Origin of the sequence: Brevibacterium renqingii (assembly GCF_017808105.1) — a bacterium.
Classification (GTDB): Bacteria; Actinomycetota; Actinomycetes; order Actinomycetales; family Brevibacteriaceae; genus Brevibacterium; species Brevibacterium renqingii.
In genome coordinates, this window is sequence record NZ_JADBHF010000002.1 from 210502 (window position 1) to 230890 (window position 20389).

Annotated in this window: 17 protein-coding genes and 1 tRNA gene; 5 read left to right on the plus strand and 13 right to left on the minus strand. The window is 67.8% G+C overall.

Going from position 1 to position 20389, the window contains the following annotated elements; translation table 11 throughout:
* Window positions 1-473: 473 nt before the first annotated feature.
* From IHE57_RS03490 to IHE57_RS03505, 4 genes are all read right to left on the minus strand, one after another.
* Complete coding sequence (locus IHE57_RS03490) at window positions 474-677, minus strand: cold-shock protein (RefSeq protein WP_152346823.1); 204 nt, start codon at window positions 675-677, stop codon at window positions 474-476.
* A gap of 273 nt (window positions 678-950) precedes the next feature.
* Complete coding sequence (locus IHE57_RS03495; protein WP_209323850.1) at window positions 951-1535, minus strand: LytR C-terminal domain-containing protein; 585 nt, start codon at window positions 1533-1535, stop codon at window positions 951-953.
* Window positions 1536-1537: 2 nt separating this feature from the next.
* Window positions 1538-1804, minus strand: coding sequence for a DUF3263 domain-containing protein (locus IHE57_RS03500; RefSeq protein ID WP_209370826.1), 267 nt, complete (start codon window positions 1802-1804; stop codon window positions 1538-1540).
* 371 nt (window positions 1805-2175) lie between these two features.
* Window positions 2176-3642, minus strand: coding sequence for an aldehyde dehydrogenase family protein (locus tag IHE57_RS03505; protein WP_209323851.1), 1467 nt, complete (start codon window positions 3640-3642; stop codon window positions 2176-2178).
* Window positions 3643-3827: 185 nt separating this feature from the next.
* Here IHE57_RS03505 and IHE57_RS03510 point away from each other — a divergent pair, with 185 nt between their 5' ends.
* Window positions 3828-4529 carry a uracil-DNA glycosylase gene (locus IHE57_RS03510; RefSeq protein ID WP_209370828.1) on the plus strand — a complete coding sequence of 234 codons (702 nt, stop codon included), beginning with the start codon at window positions 3828-3830 and terminating at the stop codon, window positions 4527-4529.
* A 131-nt stretch (window positions 4530-4660) separates the two neighbouring features.
* Here the strand turns inward: IHE57_RS03510 and IHE57_RS03515 are convergent, their stop codons facing one another.
* Both IHE57_RS03515 and IHE57_RS03520 read right to left on the minus strand, forming a co-directional pair.
* Window positions 4661-6472 (minus strand): threonine/serine exporter family protein, encoded by a 1812-nt coding sequence (locus IHE57_RS03515; protein WP_209370830.1) that lies wholly within the window; start codon window positions 6470-6472, stop codon window positions 4661-4663.
* On the minus strand, window positions 6469-7749 hold the full coding sequence (locus tag IHE57_RS03520) for an amidohydrolase (RefSeq protein ID WP_209370832.1): 1281 nt from the start codon (window positions 7747-7749) through the stop codon (window positions 6469-6471). The genes IHE57_RS03515 and IHE57_RS03520 overlap by 4 nt, the downstream gene beginning before the upstream one ends.
* 138 nt (window positions 7750-7887) lie before the next feature.
* Here IHE57_RS03520 and IHE57_RS03525 point away from each other — a divergent pair, with 138 nt between their 5' ends.
* Window positions 7888-8793, plus strand: a complete 906-nt coding sequence (locus tag IHE57_RS03525; protein ID WP_209370834.1) for an SGNH/GDSL hydrolase family protein — start codon at window positions 7888-7890, stop codon at window positions 8791-8793.
* Window positions 8790-9563 (plus strand): alpha/beta hydrolase, encoded by a 774-nt coding sequence (locus IHE57_RS03530; protein WP_209370836.1) that lies wholly within the window; start codon window positions 8790-8792, stop codon window positions 9561-9563. Before IHE57_RS03525 ends, IHE57_RS03530 begins: the two co-directional genes overlap by 4 nt.
* 14 nt (window positions 9564-9577) lie before the next feature.
* On the opposite strand, the gene IHE57_RS03535 is transcribed toward IHE57_RS03530, so the two are convergent.
* The 4 genes from IHE57_RS03535 to IHE57_RS03550 all read right to left on the minus strand — a co-directional run bounded on the left by IHE57_RS03535 (window position 9578) and on the right by IHE57_RS03550 (window position 13327).
* On the minus strand, window positions 9578-10474 hold the full coding sequence (locus IHE57_RS03535; protein ID WP_209370838.1) for a tryptophan 2,3-dioxygenase: 897 nt from the start codon (window positions 10472-10474) through the stop codon (window positions 9578-9580).
* Window positions 10475-10542: 68 nt separating this feature from the next.
* Entirely contained in the window at window positions 10543-10935 is a 393-nt protein-coding gene (locus IHE57_RS03540) for a protealysin inhibitor emfourin (RefSeq protein ID WP_209370840.1), read from the minus strand.
* The gene (locus tag IHE57_RS03545; RefSeq protein WP_209370842.1) at window positions 10932-12080 is read right to left on the minus strand and encodes a M4 family metallopeptidase; all 1149 of its coding nucleotides are present in this window, start codon (window positions 12078-12080) and stop codon (window positions 10932-10934) included. The genes IHE57_RS03540 and IHE57_RS03545 overlap by 4 nt, the downstream gene beginning before the upstream one ends.
* Window positions 12081-12124: 44 nt before the next feature.
* A complete protein-coding gene (locus IHE57_RS03550) occupies window positions 12125-13327 on the minus strand; it encodes a low temperature requirement protein A (RefSeq protein WP_209370844.1) in 1203 nt (400 codons plus the stop codon).
* Window positions 13328-13506: 179 nt separating this feature from the next.
* Here IHE57_RS03550 and IHE57_RS03555 point away from each other — a divergent pair, with 179 nt between their 5' ends.
* Together IHE57_RS03555 and IHE57_RS03560 are read left to right on the plus strand one after the other, a co-directional pair.
* Complete coding sequence (locus IHE57_RS03555; protein ID WP_366933839.1) at window positions 13507-14736, plus strand: MFS transporter; 1230 nt, start codon at window positions 13507-13509, stop codon at window positions 14734-14736.
* A gap of 157 nt (window positions 14737-14893) precedes the next feature.
* Window positions 14894-16906: an ABC1 kinase family protein gene (locus tag IHE57_RS03560; RefSeq protein ID WP_253719868.1), complete on the plus strand. Its 2013-nt coding sequence runs from the start codon at window positions 14894-14896 to the stop codon at window positions 16904-16906.
* A gap of 106 nt (window positions 16907-17012) precedes the next feature.
* On the opposite strand, the gene IHE57_RS03565 is transcribed toward IHE57_RS03560, so the two are convergent.
* The 3 genes from IHE57_RS03565 to IHE57_RS03575 all read right to left on the minus strand — a co-directional run bounded on the left by IHE57_RS03565 (window position 17013) and on the right by IHE57_RS03575 (window position 20333).
* A tRNA-Thr gene (locus tag IHE57_RS03565) sits at window positions 17013-17088 on the minus strand.
* A 256-nt stretch (window positions 17089-17344) separates the two neighbouring features.
* A complete protein-coding gene (locus IHE57_RS03570) occupies window positions 17345-18205 on the minus strand; it encodes a DsbA family protein (RefSeq protein ID WP_209370847.1) in 861 nt (286 codons plus the stop codon).
* 133 nt (window positions 18206-18338) lie between these two features.
* On the minus strand, window positions 18339-20333 hold the full coding sequence (locus IHE57_RS03575) for a serine/threonine-protein kinase (RefSeq protein WP_209370979.1): 1995 nt from the start codon (window positions 20331-20333) through the stop codon (window positions 18339-18341).
* Window positions 20334-20389: the final 56 nt, after the last annotated feature.

Here is a 20389-nt window from a genome sequence, read left to right on the forward strand (position 1 = left end):
TATTCGTCACCTGCAGTCACGGGCACCGAGTAGTGCGGCGAGGCACTCGCTGGGCGCAGGAGGCTGGTCGGATCGGCGGTCCCTCGACCAGCCTCCGCGGATTCTCGGGGCGTATGAGAGCCGGGGCGGTCGAAGCGATGACCGGTTCGGCGACACCACGTCGGCAGTTCGGCCCAACGCGAACGTCTGGCACCCGCTCGCTGCCGAGAGCTCGGTCTGCGACTGACGACTCTGCCGAGAGCTCCGTCTGCGACTGACAGCTCTGGTTGCATACCGGGCTGTCAGTCGCAGACCGAGCTCTCGGCGATACTTCCCTCACCTCGCACCCGCCCAGGCAACTGAAAAGCGCCGAGCAGTTGCCTGCTCGGCGCTTTCCCCGCGCGGAAGGATACCGATGGAACCGGTGCCCGTCCGCGGCGGATCAGAAAACTGTGCTGACAGCGATCATTCTCAGATGCTTACAGCAGTCAGTCTCAGAGGAGGGTGACGGACTCCGCCTGAGGACCCTTTTGTCCTTCTCCTACTTCGAACTGAACCTGCTGGCCCTCTTCGAGAGAGCGGTAGCCGTCCATCTGGATTGCGCTCCAGTGGACGAACACGTCCTGGTTTTCGCCTTCGAGGGTGATGAAACCATAGCCCTTTTCGGCGTTGAACCACTTGACGGTACCTTGTGCCATTACTTCTCCATACAGTGCTGTGCCATTGAAATCCCGCATTTCAGCCGCGATCGTGCGACCGCATCTGGAATACGGAAGCTAGTAAAACTCAACCGACCCCGCGACTTCTCTCATTGACCTCGGGAGAATAATCTCGGTGAAGCACGAATAGAACACAAGGTGCTGTGCTTGCCTAGCTGGTGTCACTCTACCGCAGCAGCGCATCCCGCTTCGGGCCGTTCACGACTGTTATAGATTCGTTATATCAGCCGCTCGCGTCGCTGGAGACAGCGATCAGCCGTTCGCGTCGCCGGACTCCGCCGACTCGGCGCCCTCGCTGGGCTCGGGACCGCGGTCGGCGATGTCCGAGCAGATCACCACGGTGACATCGGCGTCAAAGTCCTCGGAGGCCTCAGTGGCCGAGACTCCGAGCGATTCGGCGACGAGCTTCGCCTGGGAGGCGTTCTCCTCGCCCTTGTAGTAGACGGTCGAGTCACTGAGGTTCGTCGAGTAGTTGCCGACCTGGCCGAGCGTCCAGCCCTTGTCCTCGACCGCCTCGGAGAACTTCTTCGCAGCGCCGGAGACACCGGAGCCGTTGAGGACATCGACGGTGATCGAGTCGTCGGCGACGCTGACCTCGCTCTCACTGGGCGAGGGCTCGGCCGAGGCCGACTCCGAGGCCGGCGGATCGGCGATCTTCGATTCGGGGTTGCCCATCGACGAGAAGATGATGTTGATGGCGGCCACGACGAGCAGGACCGCAACCAGTGCGAGCACGATGACCAGCGAGATGGCACCGATGTTCGACGACGCGGAGGATTCCTGTCGATGGGCACCGCTGCGCCGGCCGGGCTCGATCTCGTCGAATTCGTCAGTCATGTCTACCTCGAGACGCGGGCTTGGGCGCGCTCGCTCTGCCGCGTGCTGCGGATCCGGCGAAGGCGCTTGACCAGCATCGGATCGTTGGCCAGAGCTGCAGGGTTGTCCAGAAGCGAGTTCAGTATCTGGAAGTAGCTGGTGGCCGACATATCGAAGCGCTCACGGATCGCATGGTCCTTGGCGCCGCCGTATTTCCACCACCGCCGCTCGAACTCCAGAACGGCCACCTCGAGCTCGCTCAGTTCTGAGGTGTCGTTGTTCGACGGCATAGAGGGTGTGCTCCTTCGAGAGATGACTGGACTTCTATATTATCGCCCGATCGGCGGGACAGGAATTTCCGGCGCGTCGCCGCGGCTGTGAGCTCGCTCGCGGCCGTCGCGCGTGCCGACTCCCGCAGGCGGTGGGACAGCCCCGGCGCTACGGCGCTACGACAGCACCGGCGGTGCGCGACAGCCCCGGCGGTACCGACTCCCGCCAGCGGTGCGACAGCGCAGTCGGCGCACGACAGCCGCGACAGTGCCGACACCGACCGGGCCCGAAACGGCCTCACCCCGCCGCACCGCATCTGGTCGATGACGATGGCGACGGGGTGGACGGCTGTGCACTCGCCGAGGCGGTTCGACTCGGCGACCGTGTCGGCTCAGCGGATGCGGATGTTGACCTGCTTGATCTGGGTGAAGCCTTCGAGCATTCCCTCCAGCGAGGCCTCCCGGCCGAAGCCCGAGGTCTTCATGCCGCCATAGGACTGACCGGCCAGCTGTCCGCCGCCCTGGTTGACCTGGACCCAGCCGGATTCGATGCGGTTGGCCATGGTCAGAGCCGCGTCGACGTCCTTGGTGAAGACGAAGGCCGCGAGACCGAAGTCGGAATCGTTGGCCATGTCGATGACCTCGTCGATGTCCTTCCACGGGATGACCGAGAGGACAGGGCCGAAGATCTCTTCGCGGCTGGTCTGCCAGTCGTTCCTCGCCTTCGAGAAGATCACGGGGGCGTGGTAGAAGCCCGGTTCGCCGACCTCGAGGGACTCGGAGCCGTCATAGGCGATCTCCACACCGTCCATCGACTTGCCCATCTCGATGTAGCTGGCGACCTGGTCGTACTGCTTCTGGTTGATGATGCAGCCGATGTCGGTGCCCTCGTCGCGCGGGTCGCCGACCTTCATCTTCGACACGGCGTCGACGAGCTTGGCCAGGAAGTCGTCGTAGATGTCCTCGTGGAGGAACAGCCGCGAGCCCATGGTGCACGACTGTCCCTGACGGGCGAAGCGCGTGGACAGCAGCACCTGCTCGAGCGTGTCGTCGTCGTTCGAGTCCGGGAAGATGATGTTCGGGCTCTTGCCGCCGAGCTCCATCGACGAATGCGCGAGGCGACCGCCGGCCACCTCGGCGACATGCCGCCCGACGCTGGTCGAACCGGTGAACGAGACCTTGTCGACATCGGGGTGGACGTTGAGCGCCTCACCGATGACGGAGCCCTTGCCGGTGACGACGTTGAGCACGCCGGCCGGCAGGATGTCGGCGATGACCTCGGCCATCTTGAGGATCGTCAGAGGAGCGTCCTCGGCGCACTTGAGGACGATCGTATTGCCGGCGGCGAGCGCGGCAGGGGTCTTGAAGGCCGCGATCATCAGCGGCGAGTTCCACGGCAGGATGCCCGCCACGACGCCCAGCGGGACGCGCTTGGTGTACTGCAGCTGCTTGTCTCCGGCGGGCAGTGTGTTGCCTTTGACCTCACCGGCGACTCCGCCCATGTAGCGGAACAGGTCGGCCAGGACGACCGTCTCCGGGCGGGCCTGGGTGCGAATCGCGTTTCCGGTGTCGATCGCGGTCAGCTGAGCGAGCTCCTCCGAGGCCGCGTCGAGCGCATCGGCGCAGGCGATCAGCTTCTTCTGGCGCTCCTTGAACGGCAGGGCAGCCCATTCGGGGAAGGCCTTCCGCGCGGCCTGGACGGCACGATCGGCGTCGGCTTCCTTGCCGTTGGGCACCTTGGCGATGACGACATTGCGGTCGATGGGCGTGATGACGTCGGTGACGTCGCCGTCGGCGGCATCGACCCACTCGCCGCCGATGAGCATCTTCCAGTTCTTGGCCTCGGGGAATTCCGACATTGCGGTCCTTTCGTTCAACGATGAACTCCTTCAGGCCGAGCATAACGCGTGCCGTCTGCGGGCAGAACACCGGTTCGATAGGCGATCGTGCACACCCGATCTGCGCTTCGTGCACACCCGCGTCCGATATCACCCGCGACGGGTCAGATGCACTCTAACCGCTGCGCATCACTAGACTCGCCTGCATGATGACGAGACCTCCGATGACCGAGATCATGTCCCCCGACTGGGCCCGCGCTCTGGCCGGAGCTGAAGATCAGATCCACGCGATGGGCGACTTCCTCCGCGCCGAACTCGCAGCCGGCCGCGAGTACCTGCCCGCCGGCGACTCCGTCTTCCGCGCCTTCGCCGAACCGCTTGGCGAAGTGAAGGTCCTCATCGTCGGCCAGGACCCCTATCCGACGGTCGGTCATCCCATCGGACTGTCCTTCGCCGTCGACCCCGGCGTCAGCCCGCTGCCGAGGTCGCTGGGCAATATCTTCAAAGAGCTCGAGGCCGATCTCGGCATCGCTCCGGCCGCCCACGGGGATCTGCGAGCCTGGTCGAGGCAGGGCGTGATGCTGCTCAACCGCGCGCTCACCGTCGCTCCGGGCCAGCCCGCCTCCCATCGCGGCAAGGGCTGGGAGGAGATCACGGAGAAGGCGATCGTCGCGCTGACCCAGCGGGATCAGCCCTTGGTCGCGATCCTCTGGGGTCGCGACGCCCGCAACCTCGCTCCCCTGCTGACATCGGGCACCGCCGAGGTGGCCATCATCGAATCCCCGCACCCGTCGCCGCTGTCGGCCAGCCGCGGCTTCTTCGGCTCCCGCCCGTTCTCACGCACCAACGAGCTGCTCGCACAGAAGGGCATCGCGCCCATCGACTGGGCACTGCCGGCCCAGGTCTGAATCGTCAGGGCCCAGCCCGCATCCCGGCGGCCGCCGGACCACGTCGGCCTCGACCGTGGCCGGTCGCGCCTGGCCCCGGTCGACGTCAGCCTCGGCCGTGGTCTGTCGCGGCCGGCCCCGGCCCGAGCGGCTCAGGACGGCGTCTTGCCCGCGCCCGGCTGGGACTTCGCGGCCCCGGGCTGGACGGAGTCGATGACGGTGGTCGTCGCCTCTCCGCTGCGCACCGATTCGACGGTCTCCTCCGCGGAGCTGCGGCTCTTGAGGTTCTTCAACGGCAGCGCCAGATAGCTGCCGAGCACCGCTCCGACCGCCAGGGCCGCGTTCGCGAGGATCGCGGTGAACAGTGAGGACAGTCCGACGGCGAAGGAGACGTTCTCGGATTCCGAGGCGATCTGGTAGACGGCGGTGAAGATCGACAGACCCTGCAGCAGGGTGTAGATGCCGGGGATCATGAGCACGACGGCCGGCGCACCGAGGCGCAGGGCCAGCGGCCGCGACAGGAACCCGGTGACGGTGGCCGCGAGCAGACTGGCCAGCACATTGTCGATCTGCAGCAGGGTCAGCGACATCATCGTGATGTGCGAAGCCAGCCCGACCAGCGCGGCCGGCAGGATGAAGCGCCGCCTGGCCGACATGGCCACGGCACCGGACATCGACACCACGGCGGCCGCCACCATCGACAGGATCGCCGTGACCACATGGGGGCTCGTCTTCGGCACGAGCACTTCGATATGGCTGAGCCCGATCGCCTGCCCGCACACGATGCCCAGCGCAATGCCGGAGACGATGCCGGCCAAGGTCATGAACACCCCGACCACGCGCCCGGCCGCCGTGAGCGGGAAGTTCGTCAGCGCGTCCTGAACCGCCGAGTACAGCGACTGCGTCGGCAGGAGCAGGACGATGCCGGCCGCGACGAGGTACTGCGGAGAGGCGATGATGCCGACATCGCCGGCGATGGTCGCGATCAGCGTCGCCGAGGCGGCCTGCAGTGCGGTGATGAAGAACGAGGGCAGGTGCGTGCGCCCGAGGAGCTTGCCGACCTGGAAGATGAGGATGGCCATGATGATTCCCAGCGGCACCGCGAGGGCCCCTCCCCCGAGCAGCAGGACGAGAGCCCCGACCATGAGGCCCCAGGCACCGGTGGTGAACCACTGCGGGAACGGACGACGCTGGGAGCGGATGGCGTCGAGGCGGTTGCGCGCCTCGTTGAACTCGACTCGACCGTCGACGAGGTCGGTGACGAGCTTGTGCACCGAGGCGAGCTTCGCATAGTGCGTGGACTCGCCGCGGTTGACCCGCATCACGGTCAGGAGGCGACCGTCGGAGGTCGAATAGTGCACCACGAGAGTGTTCGAGGTCAGGTCCACTTCGACGGTGTCGAGCCCGCAGGAGGTGCAGGCGGCAATGACGGAGACCTCGACATCGCTGGTGCCGGCGCCGGCGCGCATCATCATCGCCGCGATATCGGCGGCGAGGTCGAGGACCATCCTCGCCTCGTCCTCGCTCGGCTCGGTGGCCTGCACCGGTGCCTGATACGGAGTGCCCTTGAGCGCGGTGACGATGGGCACTGGCTGGGTGTTCGCCGTGGTGCCCGAGACCAGCTTCCCGACGGTGCGACGGGCGACCCTCTGCGCGATGCGCTGAGAGGCACCGCGGTGGTCGGTGCGCGGCTTCGTTCGCCCGCCCTGTCGGGTCGGCTTCGCCGCCTTCGCAGCCGCGGCCTTCGCGACGTCCTCCGGCTGCGTGCCGTCGGGGGCCTCGCGCAGTTCGGCCAAACGCTGCAGACGGGTGCGCTCGAGCATCTCGCGCAGCGCCTGGGATCCGACCTCAGGATTGCCGTTCGCCGTCGGAGCCGGGGACGAACCGCGGACCGGGCCCGGCGCCGCGGGATCCTCGACCCGCACCTCGGCGGTGGTGGCGTCTTCGAGACTCTCGTCGGTCACGGCTCGCTGATGAGTGTCGGGCCGTGTGGGTCGGCGATGTTCGCAGTCCCCGTCTCGGCATCGAATTCGTAGACCCTGCGGCCGGAGACGAAGACCTGCTCGGCACGGGCGTCGAGGTCGAGCGGATCGGTCGACCAGATGACGATATCGGCGTCACGACCGACGGCCAGGGAACCGAGACGGTCCTCGAGGCCGAAGATCGCGGCCGGGTTGATCGTCAGCGCCTCGATGGCGACGACCGCGTCGAGACCTTCCTTGACGGCCAGCGAGGCCTCGTGGATGAGGAAGTTGATCGGGATGACCGGATGGTCGGTGGTCAGCGCGATGCGCACACCGGCTCTGGCCAGGGCGGCGGCGGTGGCCAGCGTCCCGTCGCGCAGCTCGACCTTCGAACGTGAGGTCATCAGGGGCCCGAGGATGACGTCGATGCCCTTGGCGGCGATGTAGTCGGCGATCTTGTGGCCTTCGGTGCCGTGGTTGATGACCAGCCGGTAGCCGAATTCCTCGGCCAGGCGGATGGCCGTGGCGATGTCGTCGGCACGGTGGCAGTGCTGATCCCAGGCGAGCTTGCCGTCGAGGACATCGGCCAGCGTCTCCTTGACCAGGTCGCGGTCGAACGGGGTGCCCTCGGACTCTGCGTGGTCGCGCTTCGCGCGGTAGTTGCGCGCCTCGACGAAGGCGTCGCGGATGATCTTCGCGGTGCCCATCCTCGTCGAGGGGGTGGTCTTCTTCTCGCCGTAGACGCGCTTCGGGTTCTCGCCGAGCGCGGACTTCACGGACAGGTCCTCGGTTACGAGCATCTCGTCGACGATCCGACCCCAGGTCTTGACGAAGGCCGTGCGTCCGCCGATGGGATTGCCGGAACCGGGTTTGATGAGCGCCGAGGTGACTCCCCCGCGCAGCGCATCCTTGAACCCGAGATCGGTGGGGTCGATGCCGTCGAGGGCCCGCAGACCGGCCCCGTTGGGGTCGGTCATCTCGTTCGTGTCATCGCCGGACCAGCCCTCGCCGTCCTCGTGCACGCCGAGGTGGCCGTGGGCCTCGATGAAGCCGGGCAGCACCCAGCGACCGCCGGCGTCGATGACCTCGGCGTCGGCCGGGATCCGCGGGGACTCGATCGATCCGGCGACGACCTCGGCGATGCGGCCGTCCCTGACCACGAGCGTGCCCGATCCGATCGCCTCGGCCCGGTTGCCGTTCTCGTCGGCCACGGGCACGATCCGAGCGTTGGTGATCACGAGATCTGTGGGGGCGGGGACCGGAACCGAACGGTACATTGTGCTCCTAGCGAGGTGGTCGGCGACGACGTCTGGCTGCGCAGACGAGTCTACGCCACGTGCTGTTTCGACCGGATCGCCGCGCCTGCGTATAGTCTGGGTGGTCCGGGTGAAACGCCGAAGAGAGAAGGATCCCTGATGCTCGAGACCATCACCTCATACGTCGCTGTCGGAGACTCGTTCAGCGAGGGGCTGATGGATCCCGACCCGCACGGGGAGGACCGCTACCGCGGCTGGACCGACCGCTTGGCACTCATGCTCACGGAGTCCTCCGTGGGCAGCCCGGATGTGTCCTATGCCAACCTGGCGATCCGCGGTCGCCTGCTCGACCGCATCATCGACGAACAGGTCCCGCGCGCCCTCGAGATCAGACCCGATCTCGTCAGCCTGTGCGCCGGCGGCAACGACTGCCTGCGCCCGAAGGCCGATATCGATGCGCTGGCCGCGAAGTTCGAACGCGCTGTCATCGCTCTGCGCGAGGCAGGCATCGAAGTGCTCATGTGCAATGGCTTCGACACCGAGTTCAGCACGCCGATCATCCGCGCCGTGCGTCCGCGAGTCGGCGTCTACAACACCCACCTGTGGTCGATCGCCCAGCGGCACGGCTGCCACATGATCGACGTCTGGGGGCTGCGTTCGCTCTATGCCGCCGAGATGTGGGCCGACGATCGCATCCACCTCTCTCCCAAAGGCCACCATCTCGTCGCCGAACAGGCCCTGGCCACACTCGAGAGCGGCCACTCCCTGCCGGTCGAGGGCTTCGGCATCCCCGCCCGCCCGACCCGCGCGATCCGCGAGGTCATGAGTGAGGAGTCACGCTGGGCCAAGCAGTATCTGGGGCCCTGGGTCGGGCGCCGGCTGCGCGGCCAGTCCTCCGGCGACGCCCTCGACCCGAAGCTGCCCGAACTCACCCGCGTGCGCGACCTCGTCGAGAGGGCAGGCCGGACAGAGTCCCAGGGGCAGGCAGGAGAAGCCGGAGCCGCCGAGGCGACCGGAGAGGCCGCGAGCGAGACGTCCGGAGGCACGGGAGCGGCCGAGGCATGAGCACCGAGGACGAACGCATCGCCGAACTCAGCGCCGCCGGCGCCGCCCTCGCCGCGGACGCGAACGTGGTCTGCCGCGACTACGGCGGCTCCCCCGAGCAGTACGTCGAGGTCCACGGCGACCCGGCGACCGCCTCGGCGACGGTGATCTTCGTCCACGGCGGCTACTTCCGTCCCCGCACGGATCTCGCTCATGCCCGACCTCTGGCCGCGGCGCTGGCCGAGGCGGGGGTGCTCGTCGCCCTCGTCGAATACCGGCGATCCGGCGGGCAGCCGCACCCGCTCGACGATGTCACCGCGGCCATCGACTTCGTCTGCGCCGAACTGCCGGACTGGGGCGTCGGTCGGCAGGCGCGGGAGAACCTCGTCGTGTCCGGGCATTCGGCCGGCGGCTGCCTCGTGCTCGCCTGGGCCGGACATCTGCCCGAGGCAGGGCCGCGGATCCGTCTGCGACCGCTGGCGCCGGTGACCGACCTCCTGCGCGAGGTGGTAGGCGGCCTCGCCGACGGAGCGGTGCTCGACTATATGGGAGTCCGCCCCGAGGAGGATCTGGCGGCCTATCTGCGCCACGACCCGCGTTCGCGAGCGGCGCTCATCCCGGCCCGGGTCGAGGTCCGATCGATCCACGGGGACGCCGATGGCATCGTCGACGTCGGATTCTCCCGCGTCTTCCCCGCCGCCCGCACCGAGCTGCCGGGAGCGGACCACGCCGATGTCATCGATCCCGACTCTCCGTATTCTGCGCAGGTCAGGCAGCTCATCCTCGGCTGAGGCGCGAGCCGGGTTCAGATGCCTTCGGGGCTGATCCCGGGTCCGTTCTCGATGCCGGTGCGGATGTCGAAGAGTTCGGGGAAGAAGGTCAGGTCGAGCGCCTTCTGGAGGAATCCGACTCCGCTCGATCCGCCGGTGCCGCGCTTCATGCCGATGATCCGCAGCACCGTGCGCATATGACGGAAGCGCCAGAACTGGAAGTTCTCCTCGAGGTCGACGAGCTCTTCGCAGCTTTCGTATTCCTGCCAGTACTTCTGCGGGTTCTCGTAGATGATCCGGAAGGTCTCGAGAAGCTCCTCGTCGAAGGTGTGGGCGACGCTGACGTCACGTTCGAGCAGTCGGGCGGGCACCGGGAGTCCGCGCCTGGCCAAGCAGGCGAGGAACTCGTCGTAGATGCTCGGTTCGTTGAGATACTGCTCGAGTCGGGCCTGCGCCTCGGGCTCACCGTCGAAGACGGGAAGCATGCCCCGGTTCTTGTTGCCCAAGAGGAACTCCACAGCCCGGTACTGCCAGGATTGGAAGCCCGAGGCGCGGCCCAGGTGGTCGCGGAAGCCGATGTACTCGCTGGGGGTCAGCGTGGCCAGCACCGACCACTGTTCGGTCAGGGTCTTCTGGATGTGTTTGACGCGCGCGATGCGCTTGAGTGCGGTCTGGAGCTCATCCTCGGCGATGAGTCTCCGGGCGTCGAGGAGTTCGTGGATGACGAGCCGGAACCACAGCTCCGTGGTCTGATGCTGGATGATGAACAGCATCTCGTCGTGGTGTTCGGGCCTGCTGACGGGGTGCTGCGCGCCCAGGAGGCGGTCGAGATCGAGGTAGGACCCGTAGGTCATGGTTTCTTTGAGGTCCGTGTGGATCTCGTCCTCGAGATCGCGTTCGTTCTTCTCCGCAGTCGTTCTGTTCTCGGTCATGGACTCCAGCATAGGGCCATGTCGCAGGCTCGCCTGTCGCACGGACCGACTCGATCCCGGTCGCAGGCTCAGCCTCGCCGGGGTCGCCGCCTGTGCGCCTCGGGGCTCTCACGGACCTCGTCGACGAGGCGTCGCCACTCCTGCGGCATCTGCCCTTCGCCGAAGCGCACCGACCCGTATCTGCTCTCGATGAGGTAGGCGAATCGATCGGCCCCGGCGCTGCCCGCAGCACCGGGATCGTCGGCCCCGGGTGCCTCGGCGGCTCGTGCGGCGTCGGTCCAGGGCAGTTCGGCCACCTGTCTGCCGATCTCATCACGGCGACCGCTGGAGTCGATGTCGAGTTCCCACACCATGAGCATCCCGGCGATCCCGCCGGAGCGCTCGACGATCAGACGTCCGTAGCCTCCCCCGTCGCCTGCCTGCTCGGGAGTCTGTCCGGCCTCGGGCCCGTCGCTGCTCACCAGCTGCTCCCGATGTTTCCCCGGCCCGAGGCCCCGTGCGAGATCCCCACGGCCTCCCACCCGGAGATGACGGCGTCGTGGACGTCGGATCCCTCTCCGAACTGTTCGGCCGCCTCGGCGATGGTCAGCTCAGCGAACGCGGCGAAGTCGGTGCTCGCGGTGATCTCCTCGCCCGTGAGCACCCCGTACCAGACGGGTCCGAGGCTCTCCCAGGCCGGTCCGCCGACGGCCGTGGCGGCCAGGGCGAACGCACGATTGGGGATTCCGGAGTTGAGGTGGACGCCTCCGTTGTCGGATTCTGTGACGACGAAGTCGTCCATGTGACCCGGCTGCGGATCCCTGCCGAGGACGTCGTCGTCATAGGCGGTGCCGGGTTCGATCATCGAGCGCAGCGCGCGTCCGGTCACTTCGGGAGTGAAGATCCCGGCGCCGATGAGCCAGTCGGCGTCTTCGGCGTTCTGCCCGGCCGCGTGCTGCTCGGTCAGGGCCCCGAAGACATCGGCGCAGTGCTCGTTGAGCGCTCCCGGCTGGCCGGAGTACTCGAGGGCGGCGGTGTGGCTGATGACGCCGTGGGACAGTTCGTGGCCGATGATCGACACGGAGCCGGTGAACCCGGTGAACACCTCGGCATCGCCGTCGCCGAAGACCATGAGGCGACCGTCGAAGAAGGCGTTGTCGTAGTCCTTGCCGTAGTGGACGCTGGCCATGAGCGGCATGCCCTGCCCGTCGAGGGAATCGCGCGAGAAGGCGTCGGAGAACAGGGCGTAGGAGGCGCCGAGACCGTCATAGGCTTCGTTGGCCGCTGCGTCGTCCACCGGGCCCTGCCCCTCGGACCGGACGAGCTCGCCGGGCAGCACCTCGGTGTTCTGCGCATCGTGGATGAGGCGGTGCGGGCCGGCTCCGGACTGTCCGAGCACCTCCTGATGAGACGAGGGACGGGCGGATTCCCCGATCTCGGAGACGTCCTTGCCGAGATCGGCCGGCGGCGTGTAGCGCAGTCCGACCTGGCGCAGGCTCCGACTGCTCTGATCGGACATCCGACAGCTGCGGGCGGCGGATGCGGCGCGCGGGAACTTCTCGCCTCCGCGTTCGGCGAGGGCGTCGAGGAGATAGGGCGGGACGACGTGCTGCGGATCGACAGTCATGGCTCCAGCGTCTCACTTTCGAACGCGAACCGATAGGTCCGGTCTCAGCCCGCGACCACCTCGGCGTCGAATCGGGACTGCCCGTCCTTCGGCGGGCACACGACGAGGGCGATGACGATGATGATCATGAAGATCGTCGTCAGGAACGTCGGGATCGGGATGATCGGGTCGAGGAGGACGAGGACCGCGCAAACCGGGACGACGATGTTGATGACCCAGTGGGCGCTGCCGCGGATCGCCAGCAGCCAAACCCCGAGGACGAAGACGACGATCGGCACCGAGACCGTGAACGTCGCCAGCAGCGGGTCGAGGGCGCTGCGCCCCAGCTGCGAGTCGACCTCGATGCCGACCCCGGCGGACAAGGCGCCCGCGGCGGCGAAGATGAAGTAGTGGCCGTAGGCGTAGGCGAGCGTGCCGCGCATGCCCGACAGCGCCTCATGATGCGGCGGCCAGAAGTAGATCCACCACATCGCCGCGGTGACGATGAGGCTGAGCACACCGAGGGAGATGAGCGGGACGATGTCCTCGATGTCGGCGAATGCCCCGAACACCGCATTCGCCGAGGCCAGCAGGCTCTCGCCGAGGACGATGATCGTGAAGCAGCCGTAGCGGTCGGCGATGTGGTGGGCATGCAGCGGAGTCCAGCTCAGCGCCTCGGCGACGGTCGGGATCGCGACTTCGAGGACGATGAGGGCGATGAGGGCCACCATTGAGACGACCGGATCGCTGATGAACAGCCAGGCCACCCACAGCACCTGCGCGGCGGCGATTCCCCCGGCGTAGACGAACGTCGCCCTCCTGGCCGATCCCGCCCGCCGCGAGGCGCGCAGCCATTGGGTGACCATGATGATGCGCATGAGCACATAGCCGAGGATGAGGACGAGGAAGTCCCCGCGGGCGAAGACCGGTTCGATCCCGGCGGCGAGGACGAGCACTCCGCCCATCTGCACGATCGTGAGCACCCGGTAGAGCCAGTCGTCGGTGTCGAACGAGGTGGCGAACCAGGTGAAGTTCATCCACGCCCACCACACGCCGAAGAAGACGAGGAGGTACTTCATGATCCCGTCGCCGAGGTTGCCCGCCGTGACCGTGTCATGCAGGTGAGACGCGGCGATCGAGACGGCGATGACGAAGACGAGATCGAAGAAGAGCTCGAGTGAGCTCGCGGCCCGGGAGTCCTCCTCGGGATCGCGCGGGCGCATCGGTCTCAGGTGGAAGCGGGGCGTTGCGGGGAGCGCACCGACCATGGGGTCCTCCGGACGATCAGGAAATCTGCCTGGCCAGTCTAATCCGACTCGAGCGGCACCGGCAGCTCGCGCACGGCCCCGTGCAGTGCGGCTCACGCACGGCGCGGGCCCCGTGCAGTGCATGGGCCCCGTGCAGTGCGCGGAACGGCCGCGCGCGGCGGGTCGATTAGCCTTGAGGGGTGCTCAAACCCATCATGTGGCCGGTGCTCGTGCCCTCGCTGCTCTTCGCCGTCGGTTTGGGCTCCATCCTCCCGATCCTCGTCCTCGGCGCTCTGAATCTGGGGTCGAGCACCTCATTCGCCGCCGCCATCGTCGGCATCATGGGCGCGGTCTCTCTGGCGGCCACGGTTCCGGCCGGCATCCTCATCGACCGCCTCGGCGATTTCCGGGCCATGCTCGCGGCCACGATCGTCGCCGTCATCGTCCTCGGCACCGTCGTCGCGGCCTTCCTCTGGGACTCACCGGCGTCGCTCCTCGTCTACACCGTCGCCCTCATGCTCTTCGCTCCGGTCTCCGATGTCTGGAGTCTGGCTCGGCAGGCCGTGGTCGCCGAGGTGATGCCTCCGGCCCATCTCGCGAAGGCGATGACGGCGCTCGGGGGCACACAGCGGGTGGGCAACCTCGTGGGGCCGATGGTCGGGGCCGGTCTCATGCTCGTCTTCCCGCTGTGGTCGGTGTTCGTCTTCTCCGGCCTCTCCGCGGTCGCCGCCATCGTCGTCATGGCCCTGCCGGTCGCCCGCGTCCCCGACCTCGGCGGGCCCGGCGTGCGCCGCGACTCGGCGACTCACGGCCCTTCTGATCGCGCTCACGGGCGCCACCGCGAACCGCTCGACGTGCGGTGGAGGGCTGTGATCCTCGTCGGGGTCTCCATCATCGCTCTGGCGGCCGCGCGCGCCGCTCAGCCCGTGGTCATCCAGCTGTGGGGCGTCGAGATCGGGCTGCACAAGTCCTCGATCTCACTGATCATCGCCCTCGGCGCCGCTCTCGAGCTCATCGTCATGTTCGTGGGCGCCTATATCAAGGACCGCCTCGGACGGGTCGCGACCCTCGCCGCGTGCCTGACGATCTTCGGCGCCGGGTTCGTCATCATGGTCGCGCTGCCGGATCTGCGGGGAATGGTCATCGCCGCGGTCGTCATGGCCTGCGGCAACGGTCTCGGTGCGGGGGTGAACATGACCATCGGCGCCGATCTGTCGCCGGCGGTCGGGCGGCCGCGGTTCCTCGGCATCTGGGCGATCTTCAACAACGGCGGCAAACTCGGCGGCCCGACCCTGCTGTCGCTGATCATCACGCTGTCGACCCTGCGCTTCGGAGTGCTCTTCCCCGGACTGTTCGCCATCGCCGGCGCCGCCTGGGTGCTCGTCTGGGCCCGCCGGATCGGCCTGCCGGGCCGTCGCGGTCGCGCCTGAGAGTCGGCCGCACCTGCACAGCGCGCCGGTTCGCCCAGAGGTTCTGGTTCGAAGGCGCCCCGAGACGCGGCGCTGATCCCGCGGACCGATGAAGCATTAGGCTGGGGGCGAGCGGTTCGACGCTGTTCGGGACACCGACCGATCGGGAGGGGCATCGATGGAAGCCTTGGACTTCGGCTGGTACGCGCTGCTGAGCGCGGCCTCGCTCGTCTTCCTCTTCCTCCAGTCCTGGCTGGCCGCCACCGTCGTCCGACGCGTGGTCGGAGTGCCCACGGGCTGGCCGCGGACGATCGTCGTCGGCCTCGTCATGAGCGCGGGGATGGCAGTCGCCGTCCAGTACCTCTACCGGGCCGGAACCGGCCAGAACCACGGCGGCCTCGAACTCACGCCCGGTGTGGCGGCTCTGTTCGTGCTGCTGGCCATGGGCTGGATCTTCGCCCTCGGCGTCGGGGCGCTGGTGATGGTCGAAGCCGCATTCCCGACCGGAAGCCTGCCGAGCCCGCAGTCGGTGTTCTTCGGCTGGAAGTCCCGTCGCCGCCGTGCCCGCCGCTACGCCCAAGTGCTGTCCATCGCGACCCGCCACGGGCTGGGCTCCCAGCTGCGCGGATTCGGCGGTGACTCGCCGGGGCGTGCGGTCAAGACCGCCCGAGCGCTCAAGGAGTCCCTCGCCGAGGCAGGGGTGGCCTTCGTCAAGCTCGGGCAGATGCTCTCGACCCGCCGCGACATCCTCCCGCCCGTGTTCGTCCGTGAGCTCGAGACCCTGCAGACGCAGGTCACCCCCGAACCCTGGTCGGTCATCGAACCGGCCGTCGAGGACCGGCTCGGGCGACCGATCGCCGAGGTGTTCGCGCATATCGATCCGCAGCCCCTGGCGGCCGCCTCGGTGGCACAGGTCCACGAGGCCACCCTGCTCGACGGCACCGAAGTCATCGTCAAGGTGCAGCGGCCCAAGGCACTGCACCAGGTGACGCAGGACCTCGACATCATCCTGCGCCTGGCCGCCTGGCTGAACACGACGACGGTGTGGGGCAAGAACCTGGGTGTGAACGCGCTGGCCAAGGGCTTCGCGGACTCGCTCGAGGAGGAGCTCGACTACCGGATCGAACTCGATAATATGACCAGCATCGAGAACTCGCTGAGGCGTTCGGGCAGATTCGATGTCACCGTTCCCCACGGTTATCGCGAACTCAGCGGAGAGCGCCTCCTCGTCATGGACAAGCTGCCCGGTCGACCGGTCTCACAGGCGGGGGCGCTGCTCGACGGACTCAGTGCGACGGAACGCACCCGTCTGGCCACCACGCTGCTCGGGGCCACCCTCGAGCAGATCATCGGCGAGGGCACCTTCCATGCCGATCTGCATGCCGGCAACATCTTCATCACACCCGAGGGTTCGCTCGGCCTGCTCGACTTCGGCGCGGTCGGCCGTCTCGATCCGGGTACGCAGACGTCTCTGGGTCTGATGCTCTACTCGATCGACCAGAACGACAGCGCCGGGGCGACCGATGCCCTCATCGAACTCCTCGGCAGACCGGACGGACTCGATGACCGGGAGGTCGAGCGTGCCGTGGGCGCCCTCCTGCTGCGCTACGGCGGAGGGGTCCGCTCCGGGCAGGGGCAGAAGCTCTTCGACGATCTCTTCACCCTGGTGCTCGCTTACCGCTTCTCCGTTCCGGCACCGATCAGTGCCGCATTCCGGGCCATGGCCTCCGTCGAGGGGGCTCTGCTGACCATCGACCCCGGCTTCGACGTCGTGGCCGCGTCGCGGCAGGAGGGCAACCGCCTCGTGCGCTCGAAGCTCAAGGGCACGAAGTTCACCGAGGAGCTGCAGCGTCGGGCACTGCAGCTGCTGCCGATGATCGACCGGATGCCGAGGCGGATCAACAAGATCACCGAAGACCTCGAGCACGGTCGGTTCTCGATGAATATGCGGGTGCTCGAGAACCCCTCCGATCGCCGTTTCCTCACCAGCCTGTTCCAGCAGCTCATCGTCGCGGTCCTCGCCGGGGCCGCCGTGGTCGGGGCGATCATGCTCATCACCAGCGCAGAGGGGCCGATGCTGACGAAGGACATCCGCCTGTACTCGTTCTTCGGCTTCTTCCTGCTCTTCGGCGGCTTCGTGCTGAGCATGCGCTCGCTCATGCTCGTATTCAGACGCGGCGTCGACGGTTAGGGGCTGCTTCGCCTCAGGAGTTTCGACAGCTCGGTCCACGACAGACAGCTCCGTTCGGAAGCCGAGCTCCCCGTCGCAGGCCGAGCTCTCGACGGTTCGGGAGGAGTGGAGCCCCCTGTCAGACTCGAACTGACGACCTTCGCTTTACAAGAGCGGTGCTCTACCAACTGAGCTAAGGAGGCGCGGTGCAGACCGAGCGTCTGCGCCTACACGATAGTAGTCCATGGGCCGGTCCCGCCACAAAACCTCAGGGGAAGGGGTGCCGGCACGAGAGCAGGCCTGCCCGCCAGGCGGAGCACTCACTCGCCCCACGCGCGACGAAGGCCGGCCCCACGCACGGCGAAGGCCGAGCACTCACTCGCCCCACGCGCGGCGAAGGCCGGGCCCCACCTCGGCGGGGACCGGCCTTCTCATCCGACTGGCTGAGGGCCCTGCGGATCAGCCCTTGAACTCTCCGGTGGCCTTGAGGATCTCGGTGGCCAGGGCCTGCGGGTCGCTGGTGTTCTCGGTGTGCTTGCCGTTGATGAGCACCCACGGTGTCGCCTCGACTCCGTCGTCCAGAGCGGTCTGGCTCGACTGCTCGACGAACTTCTTGAACGTCTGCTCGGTCACGCAGGACTTCACGGTCTGCTCGGGATCGGCGTTGAGCTTCTTCGAGGTGTCGACGCCGGCGTCCTCGGCGACCTTGAGCAGCTCGGCGTCGGTCCGGCCGTTGCCGCCCTCTTCGGGCTGCTGGGCGAACAGAGCATCGAACAGGTCCACGGCGACCTCGGGCTGGTTGTCGATGACACAGGCGGCGAGGTTGGCCGAACGGGTCGAGTACTCGTTGCCGCTGGACATGCGGTCGAGGATCGAGACGGGCTTGTAGTTGACGACGATCGATCCTTCGTCGGCAAGCTTCTTCAGCATCGAGGAATTGCCCTCTTCGAAGGCCTTGCACCCGGGACACTGGAAGTCGATGTAGACGGTGACCGTAGCCGCGTCCTTCTTCACCCCGGCCTCGCTCGGCGCGGGCAGATCCGATTCCTCGCCCTCGGGCATCTTCTTCGGCTGCACGAGAGTGTCGTCCTTGGCCACGGTGATGCCGTCGGCGACATAGTTCTCAGGGCTCACGGCGGGCTTGTTCTGCTGGAAGATGAGCACGCCGACCACACCGAGGACCGCGACGATGACGATGGCGATGCCGACGTACAGGATGGTCTTGGCGGTCTTCTCCTTCTTCGCCTGATTCGCCGCGATCTGGCGGGCGTTCTCACGCGCTCTGTTCCGCTTGTCGTCTCCGGAGCTGTTCTTCGCCATTGTTCCTCACGTTGGATCGTCTGACATCGGTGCGGCCTGGGGCCCGAACGGTGCGGGACCGCTGCCGCGACCCGACGGCACCACTGTACCGAAACCGCTCTCGAGCCGATTCCCAGAGATGCTCAAGGTTCGGCTAGACGGGGCCGGGGAGGTAGTCGAAGGGGCTGACCGGCAGCGGCCACCAGGACATGTCCGCCCCCGATTGGACGACCATGATGCCGAGGACGATGAGCAGAGCGATCACCGCCAGGGCGATGAGCCGCCCCAGCTGATTGCGCGTGGCCCCCGAGACGAGCAGCCGTGAACCATAGCGCAGGCTCGACGCGCCCGGGCCGACCCACAGCACCAGTGCACCGGCGGCGCCGGCCGCCCACACCGACCACTGCTCGGACGCCCCGCTGGGCACGATTCCGGCGATGTCGAGGCGGGTGAGCACGAGCGTGGCGACGGCCGCGATCGCGGGCAGGATGAGCGAGGCGATCGAGGTCAGCACCGAGGCCAGAACGGCCCCCGGCGCCGAGGCGAGCGCGCGGCCGAATCCGCCCGTTTCCATTCCGCGATCGAACCGGTACCGCTGGACCTTCCGGTCCACGCGCGTGCCGGTGCGAGCGAGGATCGACCAGAGCAGAGCGACGAGGCAGATGACGAGGGGGCTCAGCGGCATGACGGCCACAGCCAGCACGATGAGGCCGAAGACGACCCAGCCGCCGCTGCGCACTCGCCTGTAGGTCATCGGCGCCCAGGGATAGCCGGGCTGCCCGGCCGGGTGGCCGGGCTGTCCGCCCGGCTGCATCGGCTGGCTGCCCGGCTGCACGACCTGACCGCCGGGACCGCCCTGCCAGGGGCCCTGTTCGCCGGGCTGCATGGCTCGGCCGTTCTGGCCGGGGTATCCCTGTCCGGGCTGGACGAAGCCCGATCGGCCGAGATCGGCCCCGGCCAGAGGTGAGCCCGGGCCGGCTTGGATGCTGCCGTGGGGGCTTCCGACCGGCGGCGCGCTCCCCTGCTGAGGCGGCTGCCAGCTCGTCTGCCCGGGACCCCCTTGACTTCCCTGCCCGTGGCCCGGACCGCTGTGGTTGACCGGGCGACTGGCACCCGGGTAGTTCGGCTGGCCGCGCATGCTCGGATCCGCCTGCGGGTGGCCGGGTCCCGGATGCCCGCCGTGCGCAGCGCGCTGACCGGCCGCGGCTCCGTATCCTGCGGCGGCCCCGGCCGCGCCTCCCAACGCCGCCCCGCCGAGCGCCGCAGCGCCGGGCCCGTCGTCGACGGCGGGCATGACCGCAGTCCCGCTCGGGGAACGGTGCGTCCCTCCCCCGCTCGGGCCCGAACCGAGCTGCGGCATCCGTCCGGACTCGATGTCGACGAGAGCGTCGAGGATCATCTGCCCGGACGGGCGGCGCTCCGGCTTCGGGTCGAGGCAGGCGCCGATGAGGGGCACGAAGTGCCTCGGCACCCCGTCGAGGTCGAACTTGCCCATCGCGACCCGTCCGAGCACCGCCTCCAGCGGTCCCGTGCCGTACGGGTTGCGGCCGGTGGCGGCGAAGGCCATGGTCGCCGCCCACCCCCACCAGTCGGTCTTCTCGCTCGAGTTCTTGCCGTCGGCGATCTCCGGGGACAGGTATCCGGGGGTGCCCATGACGAGACCGGTCGCGGTCACCCGCACCTCGTCGGCGACCTGGGCGATGCCGAAGTCGATGACCATGGGTTCGCCGTCCATGATCATCACATTCGCGGGTTTGAGGTCCCGATGGATGACGCCGGCCTCGTGGACGGCGTTGAGGGCGTCGAGGAGGGCATGGCCGAAGTGGACGAGTTCGTCCTCGGCGAAGGGACCGTTGTCGCGGACGTCGTCGGACAGGGTCTGACCGTCGACGAACTCTGTGATGATGAAGGGCTGCGCCGAATCGAGTTCCGCGTCGAGCACCTCGGCGATGCGGGGATGGCGGATCCTCCGCAGTGTTCTGACTTCCCTGGCCAGACGCTTGCGCGCGGTTTCGTCATTGGCGATGTGGGGGTGGAGGACCTTGACCGCGACGGGATTGTTCCCGCCGTCGACACCGAGGTAGACGACGCCCATGCCGCCCGAGCCGAGCTCCTCGATGAGGCGGTATCCGCCGAGATCCTGATCCATCACCTGGCCAAGCCTAGTCGAGCGAGTACAGTTCATTCCAAGGACCGACACAGGAG

Coding starts and splice junctions, on each gene's coding strand:
- IHE57_RS03490 (WP_152346823.1), bottom strand. CDS start 677: ATGGCACAAGGTACCGTCAAGTGGTTCAACGCCGAAAAGGGCTATGGT.
- IHE57_RS03495 (WP_209323850.1), bottom strand. CDS start 1,535: ATGACTGACGAATTCGACGAGATCGAGCCCGGCCGGCGCAGCGGTGCC.
- IHE57_RS03500 (WP_209370826.1), bottom strand. CDS start 1,804: ATGCCGTCGAACAACGACACCTCAGAACTGAGCGAGCTCGAGGTGGCC.
- IHE57_RS03505 (WP_209323851.1), bottom strand. CDS start 3,642: ATGTCGGAATTCCCCGAGGCCAAGAACTGGAAGATGCTCATCGGCGGC.
- IHE57_RS03510 (WP_209370828.1), top strand. CDS start 3,828: ATGATGACGAGACCTCCGATGACCGAGATCATGTCCCCCGACTGGGCC.
- IHE57_RS03520 (WP_209370832.1), bottom strand. CDS start 7,749: ATGTACCGTTCGGTTCCGGTCCCCGCCCCCACAGATCTCGTGATCACC.
- IHE57_RS03525 (WP_209370834.1), top strand. CDS start 7,888: ATGCTCGAGACCATCACCTCATACGTCGCTGTCGGAGACTCGTTCAGC.
- IHE57_RS03530 (WP_209370836.1), top strand. CDS start 8,790: ATGAGCACCGAGGACGAACGCATCGCCGAACTCAGCGCCGCCGGCGCC.
- IHE57_RS03535 (WP_209370838.1), bottom strand. CDS start 10,474: ATGACCGAGAACAGAACGACTGCGGAGAAGAACGAACGCGATCTCGAG.
- IHE57_RS03545 (WP_209370842.1), bottom strand. CDS start 12,080: ATGACTGTCGATCCGCAGCACGTCGTCCCGCCCTATCTCCTCGACGCC.
- IHE57_RS03550 (WP_209370844.1), bottom strand. CDS start 13,327: ATGGTCGGTGCGCTCCCCGCAACGCCCCGCTTCCACCTGAGACCGATG.
- IHE57_RS03560 (WP_253719868.1), top strand. CDS start 14,894: ATGGAAGCCTTGGACTTCGGCTGGTACGCGCTGCTGAGCGCGGCCTCG.
- IHE57_RS03570 (WP_209370847.1), bottom strand. CDS start 18,205: ATGGCGAAGAACAGCTCCGGAGACGACAAGCGGAACAGAGCGCGTGAG.
- IHE57_RS03575 (WP_209370979.1), bottom strand. CDS start 20,333: ATGGATCAGGATCTCGGCGGATACCGCCTCATCGAGGAGCTCGGCTCG.